Origin of the sequence: Streptomyces venezuelae (assembly GCF_008642375.1) — a bacterium.
Taxonomy (GTDB): domain Bacteria; phylum Actinomycetota; class Actinomycetes; order Streptomycetales; family Streptomycetaceae; genus Streptomyces; species Streptomyces venezuelae_G.
This window is the reverse complement of the sequence record NZ_CP029194.1, coordinates 3,422,144-3,441,314: the sequence shown is the minus strand read 5'-3', so window position 1 is coordinate 3,441,314 and position 19,171 is coordinate 3,422,144. Positions and strand designations below refer to the sequence as shown.

At 71.6% G+C, this 19,171-nt stretch carries 15 protein-coding genes; 10 read left to right on the top strand and 5 right to left on the bottom strand.

What is annotated here, in order from left to right; all coding sequences use genetic code 11:
• Positions 1 to 24 precede the first annotated feature (24 nt).
• Positions 25 to 1,860, top strand: coding sequence for a GMC family oxidoreductase N-terminal domain-containing protein (locus tag DEJ46_RS15250; protein ID WP_150266917.1), 1,836 nt, complete (start codon positions 25 to 27; stop codon positions 1,858 to 1,860).
• 527 nt (positions 1,861 to 2,387) lie between these two features.
• Here the strand turns inward: DEJ46_RS15250 and DEJ46_RS15245 are convergent.
• Complete coding sequence (locus DEJ46_RS15245; protein ID WP_150266915.1) at positions 2,388 to 2,678, bottom strand: chorismate mutase; 291 nt, start codon at positions 2,676 to 2,678, stop codon at positions 2,388 to 2,390.
• A gap of 328 nt (positions 2,679 to 3,006) precedes the next feature.
• On the opposite strand from DEJ46_RS15245, the gene guaA reads away from it, so the two are divergent.
• The 4 genes from guaA (at position 3,007) to DEJ46_RS15225 (ending at position 7,562) form a co-directional block, all read left to right on the top strand.
• Positions 3,007 to 4,599 (top strand): glutamine-hydrolyzing GMP synthase, encoded by a 1,593-nt coding sequence (gene guaA / locus DEJ46_RS15240; RefSeq protein WP_150266913.1) that lies wholly within the window; start codon positions 3,007 to 3,009, stop codon positions 4,597 to 4,599.
• A 111-nt stretch (positions 4,600 to 4,710) separates the two neighbouring features.
• Positions 4,711 to 5,499 carry a class II aldolase/adducin family protein gene (locus DEJ46_RS15235; protein ID WP_150266911.1) on the top strand — a complete coding sequence of 263 codons (789 nt, stop codon included), beginning with the start codon at positions 4,711 to 4,713 and terminating at the stop codon, positions 5,497 to 5,499.
• Positions 5,500 to 5,696: 197 nt separating this feature from the next.
• Positions 5,697 to 6,929: a hypothetical protein gene (locus tag DEJ46_RS15230; protein WP_411757754.1), complete on the top strand. Its 1,233-nt coding sequence runs from the start codon at positions 5,697 to 5,699 to the stop codon at positions 6,927 to 6,929.
• 90 nt (positions 6,930 to 7,019) lie between these two features.
• Positions 7,020 to 7,562: a DoxX family protein gene (locus DEJ46_RS15225; RefSeq protein ID WP_150266907.1), complete on the top strand. Its 543-nt coding sequence runs from the start codon at positions 7,020 to 7,022 to the stop codon at positions 7,560 to 7,562.
• A gap of 156 nt (positions 7,563 to 7,718) precedes the next feature.
• Here the strand turns inward: DEJ46_RS15225 and DEJ46_RS15215 are convergent, their stop codons facing one another.
• On the bottom strand, positions 7,719 to 9,059 hold the full coding sequence (locus tag DEJ46_RS15215; RefSeq protein WP_150266903.1) for a PspC domain-containing protein: 1,341 nt from the start codon (positions 9,057 to 9,059) through the stop codon (positions 7,719 to 7,721).
• 156 nt (positions 9,060 to 9,215) lie between these two features.
• On the opposite strand from DEJ46_RS15215, the gene DEJ46_RS15210 reads away from it, so the two are divergent.
• Both DEJ46_RS15210 and DEJ46_RS15205 read left to right on the top strand, forming a co-directional pair.
• Positions 9,216 to 10,481, top strand: a complete 1,266-nt coding sequence (locus DEJ46_RS15210) for an ATP-binding protein (protein WP_150266901.1) — start codon at positions 9,216 to 9,218, stop codon at positions 10,479 to 10,481.
• The gene (locus DEJ46_RS15205) at positions 10,478 to 11,200 is read left to right on the top strand and encodes a LuxR C-terminal-related transcriptional regulator (protein ID WP_150266899.1); all 723 of its coding nucleotides are present in this window, start codon (positions 10,478 to 10,480) and stop codon (positions 11,198 to 11,200) included. Before DEJ46_RS15210 ends, DEJ46_RS15205 begins: the two co-directional genes overlap by 4 nt.
• Positions 11,201 to 11,221: 21 nt before the next feature.
• On the opposite strand, the gene DEJ46_RS15200 is transcribed toward DEJ46_RS15205, so the two are convergent.
• Positions 11,222 to 12,361 carry a C40 family peptidase gene (locus DEJ46_RS15200; protein WP_150266897.1) on the bottom strand — a complete coding sequence of 380 codons (1,140 nt, stop codon included), beginning with the start codon at positions 12,359 to 12,361 and terminating at the stop codon, positions 11,222 to 11,224.
• A 347-nt stretch (positions 12,362 to 12,708) separates the two neighbouring features.
• Between DEJ46_RS15200 and DEJ46_RS15195 the strand changes: the two genes are divergently transcribed.
• Together DEJ46_RS15195 and pcrA are read left to right on the top strand one after the other, a co-directional pair.
• Positions 12,709 to 13,062 carry a hypothetical protein gene (locus DEJ46_RS15195; RefSeq protein ID WP_055641776.1) on the top strand — a complete coding sequence of 118 codons (354 nt, stop codon included), beginning with the start codon at positions 12,709 to 12,711 and terminating at the stop codon, positions 13,060 to 13,062.
• Between the two features lie 145 nt (positions 13,063 to 13,207).
• On the top strand, positions 13,208 to 15,655 hold the full coding sequence (pcrA, locus tag DEJ46_RS15190) for a DNA helicase PcrA (RefSeq protein ID WP_150266895.1): 2,448 nt from the start codon (positions 13,208 to 13,210) through the stop codon (positions 15,653 to 15,655).
• A 68-nt stretch (positions 15,656 to 15,723) separates the two neighbouring features.
• Here pcrA and DEJ46_RS15185 read toward each other — a convergent pair whose 3' ends face one another.
• Together DEJ46_RS15185 and DEJ46_RS15180 are read right to left on the bottom strand one after the other, a co-directional pair.
• Complete coding sequence (locus tag DEJ46_RS15185) at positions 15,724 to 17,328, bottom strand: M23 family metallopeptidase (protein ID WP_190622664.1); 1,605 nt, start codon at positions 17,326 to 17,328, stop codon at positions 15,724 to 15,726.
• A 229-nt stretch (positions 17,329 to 17,557) separates the two neighbouring features.
• Positions 17,558 to 18,397 carry an esterase/lipase family protein gene (locus tag DEJ46_RS15180; RefSeq protein WP_150266891.1) on the bottom strand — a complete coding sequence of 280 codons (840 nt, stop codon included), beginning with the start codon at positions 18,395 to 18,397 and terminating at the stop codon, positions 17,558 to 17,560.
• 301 nt (positions 18,398 to 18,698) lie between these two features.
• Here DEJ46_RS15180 and DEJ46_RS15175 point away from each other — a divergent pair, with 301 nt between their 5' ends.
• Positions 18,699 to 19,106, top strand: a complete 408-nt coding sequence (locus DEJ46_RS15175; protein ID WP_055641772.1) for a cobalamin B12-binding domain-containing protein — start codon at positions 18,699 to 18,701, stop codon at positions 19,104 to 19,106.
• Positions 19,107 to 19,171 lie beyond the last annotated feature (65 nt).

The window sequence follows — 19,171 nt, the reverse complement described above, 5'->3', positions numbered from 1 at the left end:
GTCCCTTTTCGTGCGAGGAGAGCCATGACCGCGGTACCCCCTACCCAAAACCAGGAGCAGGCGGAGGACGCCGCGTACGACTACGACGTCCTCGTCGTCGGCTCCGGCTTCGGCGGTTCGGTCACCGCCCTCCGGCTCACGGAGAAGGGCTACCGGGTCGGCGTCCTGGAGGCCGGGCGCCGCTTCACTCCCGGAACCCTGCCGAAGAACTCCTGGGACCTGAAGAACTTCCTGTGGGCCCCCGCCCTCGGCCTCTACGGCATCCAGCGCATCCACCTGCTGGGCAACGTGATGGTCCTCGCGGGCGCCGGCGTGGGCGGCGGCTCCCTCAACTACGCCAACACCCTCTACGTGCCGCCGAAGCCCTTCTTCGACGACCCGCAGTGGAAGGACATCACGGACTGGCAGGAAGAGCTGCGGCCGTACTACGACCAGGCGCAGCGGATGCTCGGCGTCCGGCTCAACCCGACGACGACCCCCTCGGACGTGCACCTCAAGGCGGCCGCGCAGGCGATGGGCATCGGCGACACCTTCCACATGGCACCCGTCGGCGTCTTCTTCGGGGACGGGGCCGACGCCGACGGGACCGCGAAGGCGAAGCCCGGCGGCCAGGTCGCCGACCCGTACTTCGGCGGCGCGGGCCCGGCCCGGCGCGCCTGCACCGAGTGCGGGGAGTGCATGACGGGCTGCCGCCACGGCGCCAAGAACACCCTCAACGAGAACTACCTCCACCTCGCCGAGAAGGCGGGCGCCACCGTCCACCCCATGACCACGGTCGTCACCGTCACCGAGGACTCCCGGGGCGGCTACGCGGTGCAGACCCTCCCCACCGACAACCGCAAGAAGGGGAAGGGGCGGACCTTCCGCGCCCGCCGCGTGGTGATCGCGGCCGGCACGTACGGCACGCAGACCCTGCTGCACCGGATGAAGGACGGCGGCCTGCTGCCCCGGATCTCGCAGCGGCTCGGCGAGCTCACCCGTACCAACTCCGAGGGTCTGGTCGGCGCGCAGACCACCGACCGGCGCTACCGCAAGAAGCACGGCAAGGAGAAGGTCGACTTCACCAAGGGCGTCGCCATCACCTCCTCGATCCACCCCGACGCGAACACCCACATCGAGCCGGTCCGGTACGGCAAGGGCTCCAACTCCATGGGCGGCATGACCGTCCTCCAGGTGCCCTACGGGGCCCACCGGGTGCGCAACTGGTTCCTCAACCTGCTCAAGCACCCGACGCTCGCCGCCCGCTCGCTCTCGAACTGGCGCTGGTCGGAGCGGACCATCATCGGTCTGGTCATGCAGTCCCTGGACAACTCCCTGACGACCTACCGCAAGCCGGGCGGGATCGGAAAGGGCCTGCTCACGGCCCGGCAGGGGCACGGGGCGCCGAACCCGGTCCAGATCCCGGAGGCCACCAAGGCCGCGACCCTCCTCGCCGAGGAGATCAACGGCTTCGCCGGCTCCAACATCGGCGAGCTGATGGGCACCCCGCTCACCGCCCACTTCCTGGGCGGCTGCCCGATCGGCGCCGACGCCGAGTCCGGCGTCATCGACCCGTACCACCGGCTCTTCGGGCACCCCGGGATCTCCGTCGTCGACGGGGCGGCCGTCTCCGCCAACCTCGGCGTCAACCCGTCCCTGACGATCACGGCGCAGGCGGAGCGGGCGATGTCGTTCTGGCCGAACAAGGGCGAGGAGGACCCGCGGCCGCGGCAGGGGGAGGCGTACGTGCGGGTGGCGGCGGTCGAGCCGAAGTCCCCGGCGGTCCCGGCCGAGGCCTTCGGCGCCCTGCGGCTGCCGTTCCTGGGAATCCCGACGGTCCCGCCGAAGGCGAAGGCGACGGCGCCGGACGGCCAGGCGTGACACGCACGGCATGAGATCCACCGCATGAGAAAAGGCGCTGCACCCCCCTCCGAGTGCAGCGCCTTTCCTGCTTTTGGTGATGCTGCATAGATGACCCGCGACCCACGGGATTGGTTGTAGCGGTTGCACAGGATCTTGGTGTGACGCGCGTCACGCTGGGGGGTGCGGGAAAGGGCCCCGCGCCGCGATTCCGGTCGCGGTACGGGGCCCTTGGGCGTCGGCGCCGGGGGATCGCGCCGCGCGGGGGAGGAGGTCGGGGGACGGACGTACGGGGGAGGTCGACCGGTTGCGGCCGACCCCGAGCGTCCCCGGGGCCGACCGCCCTTGCTGGTGACCGGGCTGCTGTCCCCTGCTGCCCGGTCACACGCGCTGGTGCGAGGTCCCACGGCGCACCGGAGGTACGCCACACGCCCCAGCGAAGCCACGCGTGGTTTCTACGGGCCCGCCCCTGGCTGGCACGGACACCCGGACCAACGAAGCCGGGTCGCGGCCGGTCACGCGCCGTACGGGTGAGAGCGGGATCGAACTCAGATGCGGCCCCGACACAGCTCCAGCATGGTCATTGCGAGGGCCGTGCCGGGCTTGCCCAGCGCGTCACGGAAGTGACCGAGGACCTCCATCTCGCGGGCCAGGTTCACCCGGCGGCCACCGGAGGAGATCCGGGCCTCCTGGATGACGGCCGAGACGGCCATCCGTTCCTGGATGAGACCGATGATCCGGTCGTCGAGGGAGTCGATGCGCTCGCGGGCGTCACCGATCAGCGTCGCCGCCTCGTCGGTGCGGGCGCCGGTCTTCTCGGTCTGGGTCATGGCGGTCATTCGGGGCTCCTCGGGGTGTCGGGGGCGGAGCCCCGGGGCGACACGGCCCGGAAACGACAGAACGCCCCGGGCCTTGTCGGCCCGGGGCGCCTGGGAAGTCGCTTGTCAGTTGCTCAAGCAGCACGACCATGGCAGCCGGACGGGCCGGTGCCATAGGTAAAGACGAAGGTCGAGAGCTTGCGCATGGCGACAGTATGGACCCCGCCGCGGACCGGGGGCCAACCCGGGTTCGGATGGTGAGACGAAAAGTGCTACCGGCGCGCCGGTAGAATCGACAAATAGCACCCCCCTTCGGGGGACCCTCTCCTACCGCCGGAAGGCCGCCGTAGTGTCATCAGCGACCCCCGCTGCCGCGCCCGACGTCTCCAACCCGGACGTAGTCCTCGTTGTCGACTTCGGCGCCCAGTACGCCCAGCTCATCGCCCGCCGCGTCCGTGAGGCCCGGGTCTACAGCGAGATCGTCCCGTCCACCATGCCGGTGGCCGAGATGCTGGCCAAGAACCCGAAGGCGATCATCCTCTCCGGCGGCCCGTCCTCCGTGTACGCGGAGGGCGCCCCCCGCCTCGACCGCGAGATCTTCGAGGCGGGTGTCCCCGTCTTCGGTATGTGCTACGGCTTCCAGCTGATGGCGACGACCCTCGGCGGCACCGTCGACAACACCGGCGCGCGTGAGTACGGCCGTACCGACCTGCACGTCTCCAGGGCCGGCTCGACCCTCTTCGAGGGCACCCCGGTCGAGCAGTCGGTGTGGATGTCGCACGGCGACGCCTGCTCCGCCGCCCCCGAGGGCTTCTCCGTCACCGCGTCCACCGACGTCGTGCCGGTCGCCGCCTTCGAGAACGACGAGAAGAAGCTGTACGGCGTCCAGTACCACCCCGAGGTGCTGCACTCCACGCACGGCCAGCAGATCCTGGAGCACTTCCTCTACCGCGGCGCCGGCATCGAGCCGAGCTGGACCACGGGCAACGTGATCGAGGAGCAGGTCGCGGCCATCCGCGCCCAGGTCGGCGACAAGCGCGCCATCTGCGGTCTCTCCGGCGGCGTCGACTCCGCCGTGGCCGCCGCGCTCGTGCAGAAGGCCATCGGATCGCAGCTCACCTGCGTCTACGTCGACCACGGTCTGATGCGCAAGGGCGAGACCGAGCAGGTCGAGAAGGACTTCGTCGCCGCCACCGGCGCCAACCTGAAGGTCGTCGACGCGCAGGAGCGCTTCCTCGACGCGCTCGCCGGCGTCTCCGACCCCGAGACCAAGCGGAAGATCATCGGCCGCGAGTTCATCCGCGTCTTCGAGCAGGCGCAGCTGGAGATCCTCCAGGAGGAGGGCCCCGAGGTCGCGTTCCTCGTCCAGGGCACGCTCTACCCGGACATCGTCGAGTCCGGCGGCGGCACCGGCACCGCCAACATCAAGTCCCACCACAACGTCGGCGGACTCCCCGACGACATCGAGTTCCAGCTCGTCGAGCCGCTGCGTCAGCTGTTCAAGGACGAGGTCCGCATGGTCGGCCAGGAGCTCGGCCTGCCCGACGAGATCGTCCAGCGCCAGCCCTTCCCCGGCCCCGGTCTCGGCATCCGCATCGTCGGCGAGGTCACCAAGGAGCGCCTGGACCTGCTGCGCGAGGCCGACGCCATCGCCCGCGAGGAGCTCACCGCGGCCGGTCTCGACCGCGAGATCTGGCAGTGCCCGGTCGTCCTGCTCGCCGACGTCCGCTCCGTGGGCGTCCAGGGCGACGGCCGCACCTACGGTCACCCGATCGTGCTGCGTCCCGTCTCCTCCGAGGACGCGATGACGGCCGACTGGTCGCGCCTGCCCTACGAGGTGCTCGCCAAGATCTCGACCCGCATCACGAACGAGGTCGCCGACGTGAACCGCGTCGTCCTCGACGTCACGAGCAAGCCCCCGGGCACCATCGAGTGGGAGTAGTCGCTCCCGCAGGTGCCTGAAGCCGTCGTCCCGGTGCTCCGGGGCGGCGGCTTCGTCGTGTTCACGTCCGGACTCTGGTGACTTGCCCGGCCGGGCGTTACCTTCCGGCCCATGAGCGTGATACCCGTGCCCGTCCCCGTCGACCGGCTCCACTTCGCCATGCCGCCCGTCCACGCGACGGCCGAGGAGGAACGCACCCACCGCAGACAGCGGCTCGCGGGCGCGCTCCGGCTCTTCGGACGGCTCGGATACGAGGAGGGCGTCTCGGGCCACATCAGCGCCCGCGACCCGGAGTTCCCCGACTGCTACTGGGTGAACCCCTTCGGCGCGCCCTTCGAGGACCTCACCGCGAGCGACCTCGTCCTCGTCAACGGCGACGGGCAGGTCGTCCGCGGCGGCCAGCACGTGAACCAGGCGGCCTTCACCGTCCACGCCCAGGTCCACCGCGCCCGGCCCGACGTCGTCGCCGTCGCCCACACCCACTCCCTCCACGGACGGGCCCTCGCCGCGCTCGGCGAACTCCTCGACCCGCTCACCCAGGAGGCCTGCGCCTTCTACCAGGACCACGCCCTCTACGACGCCTACACCGGCGTCACCGTCGACGCCGAGGAAGGCCGCAGGATCGCCCTCGCACTCGGCTCGTTCAAGGCGATCGTGCTGCGCAACCACGGACTCCTCACCGTCGGCGGCTCCGTCGACGCGGCGGCCTGGTGGTTCATCGCCATGGAGCGCTGCGCCCAGATCCAGCTGGCCGCGCGGGCGGCCGGGAAGCCCGTGCCGATCGACCACCGCGAGGCGGTCGCCACCCGCGAACAGCTGGGCAGCGACCTCGTCGGCTGGATCAACTACCAGCCGCTCTGGCGCAGGATCAGCCGAGCGGAGCCCGAACTCCTGTCGTAACACCATCGCTTCACCCTTCTGTACGTCAATGAGATGGCGCGGCAATCACCCTCCGGCGGGGCGCACACGGCAGCCCCGGGAGCCGCCGATACGACACAATTCCGTGGAATCAACGGCTGGTTGACCGTTCGGCACGCATCGGAGCGCACCGGGACGCAACGGAACGGGTCGTGAAGTGAGCTCGGGAAGTGAGCACCGTGGCGGTTCAAGAGGCGAGACAGTACGGCGGACACGCGACGGCCTGCGCCGGCTGCGCCCACTGCGGGAAGGCCGGGCACCGGCGCGCGGTCGCCGCCTTCCTCGCCCGGCGGGACGAGCTGGCCGCCGGGCACGGCGTCCCCGCGGCCGTCGCCCACTCGCCGGTCGCCGCCCGCCAGTGGGTCTCCGACGAGCTGGCCCAGTCCGCCCGCGCCGTGGCCGCGCGTGGCCGCGAGGCCGGGGCGGCCTGGCTCGACCGGGTCCGCAGCGGGGGCATCGGCGCCGTCTGGGGAGCCGTCCTCGCCCTCCTCCTGGGCCAGGCCCTCACCGCGATCGGCAGCGGCTGGACGGGCGCCCGCACGGCCGGTCTGTGCACCGCCCTCGTCCTCGCCGTCCTGCTCAGCGCCGCCGCGCACACGCACCGGACGCGCGGCGGTCTCCTCGCCCCCCTGATCGGCGAGGACAACCGGCTCTCCACCACCCGGGCCGTCGCCGGTGCCTGGCTGCTCCTCCTCGGCTTCACCCTCCTCTTCCTGGCGTTCCTCGCGCCGGGCCCGTCGACCTTCGTCCTGTCCCGGGGCGCCGGGCTGCTCACCGTCTTCGCCCTCGTGTCGGCCGTCACCGTCACCGCCCGTCTCGTCGTCTCCGTCCGGATCGCGTCCTGCCGCCTGCAGAAGGTCCGCGCCGACCGTCCGCGCGCCGCCGACCTGCTCTGCGACGACGGCGGCCGGGCCAGCCTCGCCGACGTCCAGTACGTCCTCGTCTCCTGCGCCGTCCTGGCCCTGACGGCCGTCGGTCTCGCCCGCGACCCCGGCCGGCTCCCCGAGGTGCCCTGGTCGCTCGTCCTGCTCTTCGCCGTCTCGGCGGCCTGGCACCTCGCCGCGAAGTGCACCGAGGGCGTCCGCCCCACGATCCACTCCGTCGTCCGCTCCCGGGAGGCGGGCGACCTCGACGCCCCGATCCGCACGGGCGACGACATCGAGATCCGCGGCTGCGGCTTCGTCCCGCCGGGCGCCGCCGCCCCCGACCCGCTGACCCGGCTGGTCGTGCGCATCGGCCCCGTCCACGCCCACGTCCCCCTGGTCCCGGTCCCGGGCGGCTTCGCCAACCCGACGGACGCGTCCCTCACCGTCCCCCTCCCCGCCGACGTGGAACCGGGCCGGGTGGAGGTCTCCGTCGTGACGGCGGCCGGGGTCGAGACCAACCGGGTCACGATCGACGTCGTCGACTAGCGTCCGGCCCCCTCCACGTATCCCTGCGGCGCGAGTCCGAGGAGAATCGTTCCGCGAACAGTCGTACGGGGCGTGGAGAGGTGACCGACGATGACGGGACGAGCGAACCGGACCGACGCCACGACGGGGTGGCGGGCCACCTTCGCCCGATGGCAGGTCACCTTCACCCGCTGGAAGACCGTCGCCTCCCGCTACTCCCTCCTCCCGCTCCGGCTCTTCCTCGGGATCACGTTCGTCTACGCCGGTCTCGACAAGCTCACCGACTCCGCCTTCTTCGCCGCTGACGGCAGCGGCTCCATCGGCGAGACGATGCGCGCCGTGCGGGACAGCTCGGCGATCCCCGGCATGGTCGACCTCGCCCTGAAGAGCCCCGCCGGCTTCGGGTACGCCATCGCCTTCGGAGAGCTCGCCGTCGGGATCGGGACCCTGATCGGTCTCTACGCCCGCGTGGCGGCGCTCGGCGGCGCGCTGATCTCCCTGAGCCTGTGGCTGACCGTGAGCTGGCAGGTGAACCCGTACTACCTGGGCAACGACCTCGCCTATCTGATGGCCTGGCTCCCGCTGCTGCTGGCAGGGGCGTCCGAGCTGTCGGTGGACAGGCTTCTCGCCGACCGGCGGCGCCGTACCTCATAGGCGAACCAGCCCGCGAAGCCGGCCGTGCCCAGGCCGCAGCAGAGCACCGGGACCACCGCGAACCACGGGGTCGTCCAGGCTCCGGCGAGGTCGCCCGTGTAGACCGCGGCCAGGGTGAGGGCGGTGAGGCCGACGATCAGCCGACCGGGGCGGAACTCATGAAGCAGCACGGGTGACCTCCACCTGTCCGATGCCGACCTCGAGCGAGAGGTCCAGCGTGCCTGCCGGGGCGGTCCCGGCCGGCGGGGCGATCGTGTGGGTCTCGTCCATGTCCGGGGCGATGTCGATGTCGTCCGGGGGCTGCCCGGGAAGCTGCAGATCGCCGAGCCCCACCTCGGCGTGGAGCTTCACCACGACGTCCTTCGGGACGACCGCCTTGAGCTGGCCGGCGCCCACCTCCGCCCGGGTGGTGACGGTCGTGCCCGCCGGGACCGGGAGCGCCGACAGGTCGAGCAGACCCACGCCGGTGCCCAGCTCGTAGGAGGGCTGCACCGCGGCGACGGTGGCCGGCTTCCACGTCTCGCGGACCCAGTCCGTGGTGATCCGGTCGGGCAGGGCGACCGCCCCGGCGAGCAGGCAGGCCGTGATCACGGTGTTGACGATCGTGCCGAAGCCGGTGCGGCCGAGGAAGGAGCTGATGACGAGGCCCAGGCCGAACACCGCGAGGGCGGCGACCAGACCCGTCTGCAGGCTCGTGCCCAGCGGCTCGGTCTCCCAGGTGAGGGCGGTGCCGAGGGCGGCCGCGAGCATCGCGAGCAGATGGACGAGACCGGCGATGGACAGCGGAGTACGCCGGACCGAGGGTGTCGGCCGGTCGGCGCGGGAGGGGTCGGGTCCCCACTGGCTTCCGGGCTTCGGCACCACGCCGTCGACCTTGCCGTCCTTGTCGACGAGGCCGTGCGGTCCCCAGAGGTATGCGAAGGTCACCCTGCCGGTCGAGCCGTCCTTCACGATCGGGTCCTTCCACCAGGAGTGGTACTCGATCCGGGGAGGCGCCTTGGTCTCGGGCGGCGCCTCGACGACCACGTGGGCGGCCCCCGTCTCCGTCCGGCCCTCCGCCTCGCCGCCGGTCGCCCGGCGCCGCGACCAGACCGCCGCGCCGCACACCGCGAGCGACAGCAGCATCGTGAAGCCCAGCATCGACCCGCTGCGCAGCGTCGTCAGGAAGATCCCGCAGCCGGTCAGCGCCATGAATATGGCGGCCAGAGTGGCCCCGGTGACCCGGCCGGTCAGGAGCCTGCGTCCCTCGTGCTCGTCCTCGCCCGCGAGCGGGACGAGCAGCCACGCGAAGCCGTAGAAGATCAGGCCGACCCCGCCCGTCACGGACAGCACGCCGACCGTGATCCGGAAGATCACCGGGTCGAGGTCGAAGTGCCGGCCGAGGCCCGCGCAGACTCCGCCGACGACCTTGCCGCTCCGCGAGCGCTGCAGAGGCAGGGAGGCATCGGCCTCCGCCGGCGGCGGGGCCTCGTGGGTCGAAGGCTTCGAACTCGTCATGCATCCATGGTGACTGCCCGTGACCCGATGCGGCACCGGGATCGACCCTGGCCCGACCCTGATATTCGGAGGGGTGTCGCCCCTGAGGCGTTACCAGGGGCGATCTCAGGGCCGACCCTGATGTCCGGGGCGGGGCGGACGTGTGACGATCGGTGCATGTCCGCAGCCGCTCGTGTCACCGAGACCGACGAACCACCCGTGCGCAGGCTCTATCGGAGCGCCGACGGGCGGTGGCTCGGCGGTGTCGCGCGCGGCCTCGCCGGCCACCTCGGACTGCCGGTCGTCTGGGTGCGCGCGCTGTTCGTGGCGCTGTTCTTCACGGAAGGCCTCGGCGTCCTGCTCTACGCGGTCTTCTGGATAGTCGTCCCGCTCGGCGTCGGCGGCCGGGCCGCTCCCCGCCCCGTCTTCGAGATCACCCCGGACGGCCGTCGCCGGCTCCGCAAGCCCGACAAGGGCCAGGTCTTCGCCCTGATCGCGCTCGTGATCGGCAGCGTGGCCCTCATCGGAAAGGTCAATGTCGACAACGAGTCCGGGCGGTACATATGGCCCCTCCTCCTCATAGCGGTCGGCGTCGTCCTGGTCTGGCGCCAGGCGGACAACGCCCGCCGGGCCAGCTGGACCGAGTCCGGCCGGCGCAGGCGGACGTTCCAGCTCGTCCGCGGACTCGTCGGCGTCGCCCTCGTCGGCACGGGCCTCGCGGTCTTCCTGGTGGTCCGCGGCTCCATAGCCCAACTGGGAACGGCCCTCACCGCCGCCGTCGCGGTCCTCACCGGGATAGCGCTGCTCGCGGGCCCCTGGCTGGTCCGGATGTCGCAGGACCTGACGGAGGAGCGGACCATGCGCATCCGCGCGCAGGAGCGAGCCGAGGTCGCGGCACACGTCCACGACTCGGTGCTGCACACCCTCACGCTGATCCAGCGCAATGCCGACGACGCGGGGGAGGTGCGTCGTCTCGCACGCGCGCAGGAGCGGGAGCTGCGGAACTGGCTCTACAAGCCCGAGGGCACCGGCCGGGACGAGGAGGAGCCCGCGACCCTCGCGGAGGCGGTGAAGAAGGCCGCGGCCGAGGTCGAGGACATGCACGGAGTCCCGCTGGAGGTCGTCGTCGTCGGCGACTGCCCGCTCGACGAGAAACTGACCGCACAGATGCAGGCCGCGCGCGAGGCGATGGTGAACGCCGCCAAGTACGGTGGCGAGGGTGGGGCGGTGCAGGTTTTCGCCGAGGTGGAGGGCCGCATGGTCTTCGTCTCGGTGCGGGACCGCGGTCCGGGCTTCGACCTGGACGCAGTGCCCGAGGACCGGATGGGCGTACGAGAATCGATCATCGGTCGTATGCAGCGCAACGGCGGTTCGGCCCGGCTGCGGTCCGTGCCGGGCGGGGGCACCGAAGTGGAGCTTGAGATGGAGAGGGCGGACGGATGAGCGACGAGACCGGAGCAGCGGCCGGGACCGAAGCGGGGGCGACGGCGCCGGGCACGGAACGCCGGGTGCGGGTCGTGCTCGTCGACGACCACCGCATGTTCCGTACGGGAGTGCAGGCGGAGATCGGCCGGACCGAGATCACCGGGGTCGAGGTGGTCGGTGAGGCCGCCGACGTCGACCAGGCGGTCACGGTCATCAACGCGACCCGACCCGAGGTCGTCCTCCTCGACGTGCACCTGCCCGGCGGTGGCGGCGTCGAGGTGCTGCGCCGCTGCGCGAGCCTGATGGCGGCCGCCGAGGACCCGGTCCGCTTCCTGGCGCTGTCCGTCTCGGACGCGGCCGAGGACGTCATCGGGGTGATCCGGGGCGGTGCCCGCGGCTACGTCACGAAGACGATCACCGGCACCGACCTGGTCGACTCGATCTTCCGCGTCCAGGAGGGCGACGCCGTCTTCTCCCCTCGGCTCGCCGGCTTCGTCCTGGACGCCTTCGCCTCGACGGACGCGCCGCCGGTGGACGAGGACATGGACCGGCTGACCCAGCGGGAGCGGGAGGTGCTGCGACTGATCGCCCGTGGATACGCGTACAAGGAGATCGCCAAGCAGCTCTACATCTCGGTGAAGACGGTCGAGTCGCACGTCTCGGCGGTGCTGCGGAAGCTCCAGCTCTCCAACCGCCACGAGCTGACCCGCTGGGCCACCGCCCGCCGCCTGGTCTGAGCCCCGCACGACCGGGACCGGTCACCCCACCCGGGTCGCTCCGGCGAAGGGCATCTCGTCGATCGGGGCGACCCGCACCGGGGCGCCGGGCCGGGGGGCGTGGATCATCTGGCCGCCGCCGATGTAGAGCCCGACGTGGCTGATCCCCGAGTAGAAGAAGACCAGGTCACCGGGGGCGAGCTGGGAGCGGGAGACCCGCTGCCCGGCGTTGATCTGGGTGTACGTCGTGCGGGGGAGGGTGACACCGGCCGCGCGCCAGGCGGCCTGGGTGAGCCCCGAGCAGTCGTACGCGGACGGACCCGTCGCCCCCCAGACGTACGGCTTGCCGAGCTGCGCGCGGGCGAAGGAGATGGCCTCGGCGGCCCGGGTGTTCGGGGCGGCCGCGGGGCCGCGCTCGCCGCCCGAGGAACGGTCGGCGCGCGCCGCGGCCGGGTCGGAGATGCCACCGGCGGCCGTGGCCGTACCCGCTGTCGTACCGCTGCTCGCGCTGTCGCTCCGCGGGGCGCGGGCGCTGTCCCGGGCCGCGACGGCGGCGTCGTACCGGGCGCGTTCCTCCGCGGTCAGCCGGGCCAGCAGCTTCCTTGCCGCCTCCAGCTTGCCGAGGACGACGGTCTTCTGCCGCCGCAGCTCCTCCTCGTGTCCGCGCAGCGCGGTCAGCCGTCCCGCGGACTCGCTGCGCAGCTGGCGGAGCGCGCCGAGCTCGCGGCGCACGGCGGTGACGGCCACCGCCTGCCGGTCCGCGGCCTTCTCCGCGAGCGCGGCCCGCTCCAGGTACTCGTCGGGGTCGGAGGTGAGGGCGAGCTGTACGGCGGGGTCGAGACCGCCCGAGCGGTACTGCGCGGTGGCCATGGACCCGAGCCCGTCCCGGGCGGTGTTGAGCCGCTCGGCCCTGCGGGCGGCCTCGTCGCGCAGCCGGTCGAACGCCGCGCGGGAGGCGTCGGCCCGCTCCTTCGCCCCGTTGTACTTCTCCGTCGCGACCTCGGCCTCGTGGTAGAGCCGGTCGACCTTCGCCTTGACCTGGGCGGTGGTGAGGCGGGGGTCCGCGTGCCCGGATCCCTCGAAGAGCGTCGCGGTCGCCGCGGAGGCGAGGGCGAGGGTGGCGGCGGTGCGGACCGCCGGTCCACCGAGCGGGGACTGCCTGGGTTTTCGGTGCGCTGCCACGAGGGCGGGTCACATCCTCTTCCCTGCGGGGGAACGGTGCCCGCAGGGCCGACGGCGGACCGCACAGGGGAGACGGACCGCCGCCGGGTTTTTCCTGGCGGGGATGACCGGCAGCCGCCGGGTGACCGGCGGTGGTGGGAGCCGGCCACCTGCTGGAAGACGCTAAACCTCGGGGTCACGCCCGGGCAGTGAGTTGACCGCTATTGGCGACAGGTGATGGACATGGATCGAACTCGTTCGTCCGGGGTGACGGACGAGGGGACATTGCGACAGTCGACCGACCGAAGCGCCGGAGGGAGTGGACCCGACCGGAGGCCGGTGATAGGGCCCCCGTTAGGCTCCGCCCCATGGACGTACTCATCAATGTCTTCGTCGCCCTGCACATCATCGGTATCGCCTCCCTCCTGGGCGGATTCCTCACCCAGATGAAGGCGATGGGCGCCGGTACGGCCCGCTTCACCCCCGCGATGCTGCACGGCGCGCTGGTCATGCTGATCACGGGCGTCGCGCTCGTCGGCCTCAACCAGGCCGACGACCAGACCGTGAACAACATCAAGATCGGCATCAAGCTGGCCGTGCTCGTCGTCGTCCTCGGCCTGGTCTACGTCAAGCGGGACGAGGAGAAGGTCGACAAGGGCCTCTTCGCCGCCGTCGGCGCCCTGACCACGGCGAACATCTTCATCGCCACCCTCTGGACCTGAGCCACGGACGCACCGGACCCGAGCCACGGACGCTCCCGACCCGAGCCCCGGATCCCGTGGTGTGACCCGTTCCGCAGCCGGGTGACGAAGGCGGCTCCCGAAGGCGGACCCGGATGTCGGTGGGGCGTCCTAGACTCGTGAGGCGATGAGCAGCCTCTTTGACGACAGCTTCCTGGCCGGCCTCCAGAACCACTCCTCGGGGGAGGCCCCGCCCCCGCCCGAGGACCACGAGCACGGCGCCCCGGCCCCGGAGGAGGTCCCGCACGACCTCTTCGGGGAGCACTTCGACGCGCCCCCGCCCCGGGACGCGTACTACCGCGACGGCGCCGCGCGCCCCGTCGTCGACCCCGCCGCGCTCCTGGAGGGGCTGAACGAACAGCAGCGCGCCGCCGTCGTCCACACCGACACCCCGCTGCTCATCGTCGCCGGCGCCGGCTCCGGCAAGACCCGGGTGCTGACCCACCGCATCGCCCACCTCCTGGGCACGCGGCACGTCCACCCCGGCCAGATACTGGCGATCACCTTCACCAACAAGGCCGCCGGCGAGATGAAGGAGCGCGTCGAGCAGCTCGTCGGCCCGCGCGCCAACGCCATGTGGGTCATGACCTTCCACAGTGCGTGCGTGCGCATCCTGCGCCGCGAGTCGAAGCGGCTCGGCTTCACCTCGTCCTTCTCGATCTACGACGCCGCCGACTCCAAGCGCCTGATGTCCCTGGTCTGCCGCGACCTGGACCTCGACCCGAAGAAGTTCCCGCCGAAGTCCTTCAGTGCCAAGATCTCGAACCTCAAGAACGAGCTGATCGACGAGGAGGCCTTCGCCGACCAGGCGGCCGACGGTTTCGAGAAGACCCTCGCCGAGGCCTACCGGATGTACCAGGCGCGGCTGCGCGAGGCGAACGCCCTGGACTTCGACGACATCATCATGACGACGGTCCACCTGCTCCAGGCGTTCCCCGACGTCGCCGAGCACTACCGCCGCCGCTTCCGCCACGTCCTCGTCGACGAGTACCAGGACACCAACCACGCCCAGTACACGCTCGTGCGGGAGCTCGTCGGCACCGGCTACGAGGACCTCGGCCCGGCCGAGCTGTGCGTCGTCGGCGACGCCGACCAGTCGATCTACGCCTTCCGCGGCGCGACCATCCGCAACATCCTCCAGTTCGAGGAGGACTACCCGGATGCGACGACGATCCTCCTGGAGCAGAACTACCGCTCCACGCAGACGATCCTCTCCGCCGCCAACGCCGTCATCGAGCGCAACGAGTCCCGCCGCCCCAAGAACCTCTGGACCAACGCGGGCGCGGGCGCGCAGATCACCGGCTACGTCGCCGACACCGAGCACGACGAGGCGCAGTTCGTCGCCGACGAGATCGACCGGCTCACGGACACCGGCCAGGTCAAGGCGGGCGACGTCGCCGTCTTCTACCGGACCAACGCCCAGTCCCGTGTCTTCGAAGAGATCTTCATCCGCGTCGGACTGCCCTACAAGGTCGTCGGCGGGGTGCGCTTCTACGAGCGCAAGGAGGTACGGGACGTCCTCGCGTACCTCCGCGTCCTCGCCAACCCCGAGGACAACGTCCCGCTGCGCCGGATCCTCAACGTCCCGAAGCGGGGCATCGGCGAGCGCGCCGAGGCGATGATCGACGCCCTCTCCCTCCGCGAGAAGATCACCTTCCCGCAGGCCCTCAAGCGGGTCGACGAGGCGTACGGCATGGCCGCGCGCTCGGCGAACGCCGTGAAGCGCTTCAACGCGCTGATGGACGAGCTGCGCACCGTCGTCGAGTCCGGCGCCGGCCCCGCCGTCGTCCTGGAGGCCGTCCTGGAGCGCACGGGCTACCTGGCCGAGCTCCAGGCCTCGACCGACCCGCAGGACGAGACCCGGATCGAGAACCTCCAGGAACTCGCCGCCGTCGCCCTCGAGTTCGAGCAGGAGCGCGGCGAGGAGCCCGCCACCCTCGCCGAGTTCCTGGAGAAGGTCGCCCTCGTCGCCGACTCCGACCAGATCCCGGACGAGGACGAGGAGGGCCGGGGCGTCATCACGCTGATGACCCTGCACACCGCCAAGGGCCTCGAGTTCCCGGTCGTGTTCCTCACCGGCATGGAGGACGGCGTCTTCCCGCACATGCGCGCCCTCGGCCAGGCGAAGGAGCTGGAGGAGGAGCGGCGCCTCGCGTACGTCGGCATCACGCGCGCCCGCGAGCGGCTCTACCTCACCCGCTCGTCGATGCGCAGCGCCTGGGGCCAGCCCTCGTACAACCCGGCCTCGCGCTTCCTGGAGGAGATCCCGCCCGCGTACCTGGAGTGGAAGCGGACCGGCCCGATGGCGAAGCCCGCCGGGCCGACCTCGGGCATCACCTCCTCGCTCTCCTCCTCCCGGGCGCGTTCCGGTCCGTCGGGCTTCGCCACCCGGCGCGCCGGCGAGAAGCCGGTGATCACGCTCGCGATCGGCGACCGCGTCACGCACGACCAGTTCGGTCTCGGCACGGTCACCGCGGTGACGGGGGTCGGCGCGGACGCCCAGGCGACGATCGACTTCGGCGACGAGAAGCCGAAGCGGCTGCTCCTGCGGTACGCGCCGGTCGAGAAGTTGTAGCGGCACGCACGGGAAGGGCCCCGGCTTCGGCCGGGGCCCTCTCTCGTACGCACGTCGGCGGGTGAAGGTCAGCTGGTCGGGTCGAGACCGTGGCTGCGCAGCCAGGCCAGCGGGTCGATGGCGTAGCCGCCGCCCGGGCGGACCTCGAAGTGGAGGTGGGGGCCGGTGGAGTTGCCGGTGTCGCCGGAGTACGCGATGACGTCGCCGGCCTTGACCTGGCCGTAGCGGATCTTGGCGCTGCTGAGGTGGCAGTACCAGGTCTCGGTGCCGTCCGGGGCGGTCACGATCACCATGTTGCCGTAGGCGCTGTTGATCTGGGTGCGGACGGTGCCGTCCGTCGCGGCCATGACGGGTGTGCCGGTCTGCACGGGGAAGTCGATGCCGGTGTGCACGGACATCCAGTTGACGCCGGACTGGCCGAAGCGCGCGCTGAGCCGGTGGAGTTCCACCGGCAGGCTGAACTTGGGGCGCAGGGCCTCCTTGCGGGCCGCTTCCTCCTCGCGCTTCTTCTTCTCGGCTTCCTGGCGGACGCGGAGGTCGATGCGCTCCTGGGTGCGGCTCGCGCGGTCGCCGAAGTCGCGGGCGTCCTCGCTGAGCGCGGCGAGCTGGGTGTCCAGCGCGCTGTTGGCGGCGACCTGCTTGACGGAACCGGGGTCGGCCGCGGCGAGGGTGGTGGTGCTGTCCTTCTTGCCGCCGTCTTCGGTGGGGTTGGTGAGCCCGCTGACGGAGGCGGCGGCGATGCCGGCGACACCCATGACGCAGGCGGAGGGGACGGCGACGGTCAGCAGGGCGGACCGTTTCGCGGGGGTACGGCGGCGGCCGCGGCTGCTGCCCGCGCCGCGGCGCACGGGGCGGCCGGCGAGCGGGGTCTCCGTGCGGAGCTCGACGTAGGGGTCGGCGGCGGCCTCGGCGACGGGCTCGTCGGCGAACTCGTCCTCGGACTCGGTGACGAACTCGTCCGTGGGCCCGGCGACGAACTCCTCGGCAGGCTCGGCGGCGCCGTGGGCGGAGTCGTCGAGGACGTCCACGAGCTCGTCGGCATAGGCGTACTCGGTCTGCGCCTCCGTCGCCTGCTCGTGGGCGTAGTCGAAGGCGAACTCGGCGGTGTGCTCCGGCTGCGGGGTGTACTGCTGGGGGACGACCGCTTCGGCCTCGGGGGCCGCCTGGTTCCAGGCGGTCGCGTCGTAGGCGCCGGTCTCCGTCGCGAAGGCGGGGGCGGCCCACTGGCCCGTGGCGTCGTACGCCTCATAGCCTCCGGCATGGGAGGTGCCCCCAGTGCCCTGGGCGGCGTAAGCGGCGTGGACGGTCTCGTACCGGCCGGTCTGCTGGGCGTCGTTCCAGGCGGAGGCGTCCCACTGTCCGGTGGTGTCGTACTGCTGCCCGGCGGTGTCGTACGCGGTGTGCGTGGCGGTGGTGCCGTACTGGTCGACGGACTGCCACTGGCCCGACGTGTCCCACTGGCCCGTGGTGTTCCACTGGCCGGTCGTGTCGTACTGCTGCTGCTGTCCTGCGGTGTCGTACTGACCGGTCATCCCGTACTGGCCGAAGTCCCACTGGCCGCTGTGGTCGGTCTGACCCGCGGGGTAGGCACCGAACAGCGGGTCGACGGCGAAACTGCCTGTGGTGTGGGCGTCGTCTCCGACGTACCCGGCGTGGGGGTGCTGGTCGTTCACCAACGTCTCTCTCGCCTCGGCAGCAGGACCATTCCGGGGCGGTCCCGATGAGGGGTGTCCCGGGGGAAGCAGTGGCGCGACTGTACCCGGCGGTATGCGCAACCGACAATCTTCGGAGGGGTTTGCCCGCGCAGGAAACGGGCAATCGGCCGTGTTTCGCCAGCTCGCGGGTAGAGCTTTGGCCTTGTGTTCGAGGAACGTTCGAAGAACAGGGTGTGGCGAGAAGACGTCAGGCGACCGAGGTTGCGCCGGGTTCCCCTTCGTGAGCGCCCGGAGCCACCGGTCCGCCGGCGTCCAGGGCGCCGAGCACCCCGGCGGCCACCGTCGGGTGGACGGGCAGCGCGAGATGGCCGATGCCGCTGACCCGGACGTTGTGCACGAGAAGGTCGGGGTGGTCGAGGCGCGCGGTCTCGACCGGCACCATCACCTGGTCGAGATCGCTCCAGAAGCTCACGAACCGCGTCCGGCAGCCGGGCGCGGGGCCGGCCAGCTCCCGCAGGACCGGCGAACCGGGGCGCATCTGCCGCACCAGCGGATGGGCGTCGGCGAGCGGGGCCACGGTGGTGCCGGAGTGCGGGGTGCCGAGCATGACGAGGGTACGCACCCTGGTGTCACCGCCCAGGCGCTGTACGTAATAACGGGCGACGAGCCCGCCCAGGCTGTGCCCGACGATGTCGACCTCGGCGTGTCCCGTGCGGGCGCGGATCTCCTCCACCCGCCGCCCGAGCAGCTCGGCGGCGCTCCGCAGGTCGCAGGTGAGCGGCGAGTAGTTGAGCGACTCGACGCAGCCACGGCCGTGCCGGTTGAGGACACGGCGCAACAGGACGAAGACGGAGCGGTTGTCGACGAAGCCGTGCAGCAGGACGACCGGGCGCATCCCCGGGGCGATCGTCGCGTCGGGACCGGTGGCCGGGTCCGTGGAGGCACCGGCGGCCGGGTCGGTGGCGGGACAGGAGGGGGAGAGGCGCTCGGCCGCGATCCCGGAGGGGTAGAGGACGAGATGCCCGGTGAGGATCGCGAGCTCCAAGGCGGTGGCCTTCATCAGGGCGGTGACCTTGGAGAGCTCCATCGTCGGCCTCCCGAGCGGCACGCGGGGCCGGACCGTACGGAGGTACGCCGTACCTCCGCGCCGCACGGACGGCGGCGCGGAGGTACGGCGACCTCCTCGCGGCTCCCTTGCGACCGGGCCCCGCTTGCGGCTGGTGGGCCCAGGAGGAGGGCCCTAAGCGGGGAACGGCGCAGAGCGAACATGTCCCACGTGTGATTTCCCCCTCCCTCGCCACCGTGAAACGGCCGCTTGCGGGATGCTGGAGATAACGTTCGTTCACCGCCCCGGCAATCAAGCGCGGGGGTCGCATGTGGAGGCAGTGATGGGTGTGACCGGTCCGATCCGCGTGGTGGTCGCCAAGCCGGGCCTCGACGGCCACGATCGCGGGGCCAAGGTGATCGCGCGGGCGCTGCGCGATGCCGGTATGGAGGTCATCTACACCGGTCTCCACCAGACTCCCGAGCAGATCGTCGACACCGCGATCCAGGAGGACGCCGACGCGATCGGTCTCTCCATTCTCTCGGGCGCGCACAACACGCTCTTCGTGAAGGTCCTGGAACTGCTCAAGGACCGGGACGCGGAGGACATCAAGGTCTTCGGCGGCGGCATCATCCCGGACGCGGACATCGCGCCGCTCAAGGAGAAGGGCGTGGCGGAGATCTTCACGCCGGGCGCGACGACCGCTTCCATCGTCGAATGGGTGAACGCGAACGTCCGCGTGGCGGCCTGACCCGTCGTACATCCGTGCGCCTTCGGGTGTCTCGTCTGTCAGGGCCCTTCCCTTCGGGAGGGGCC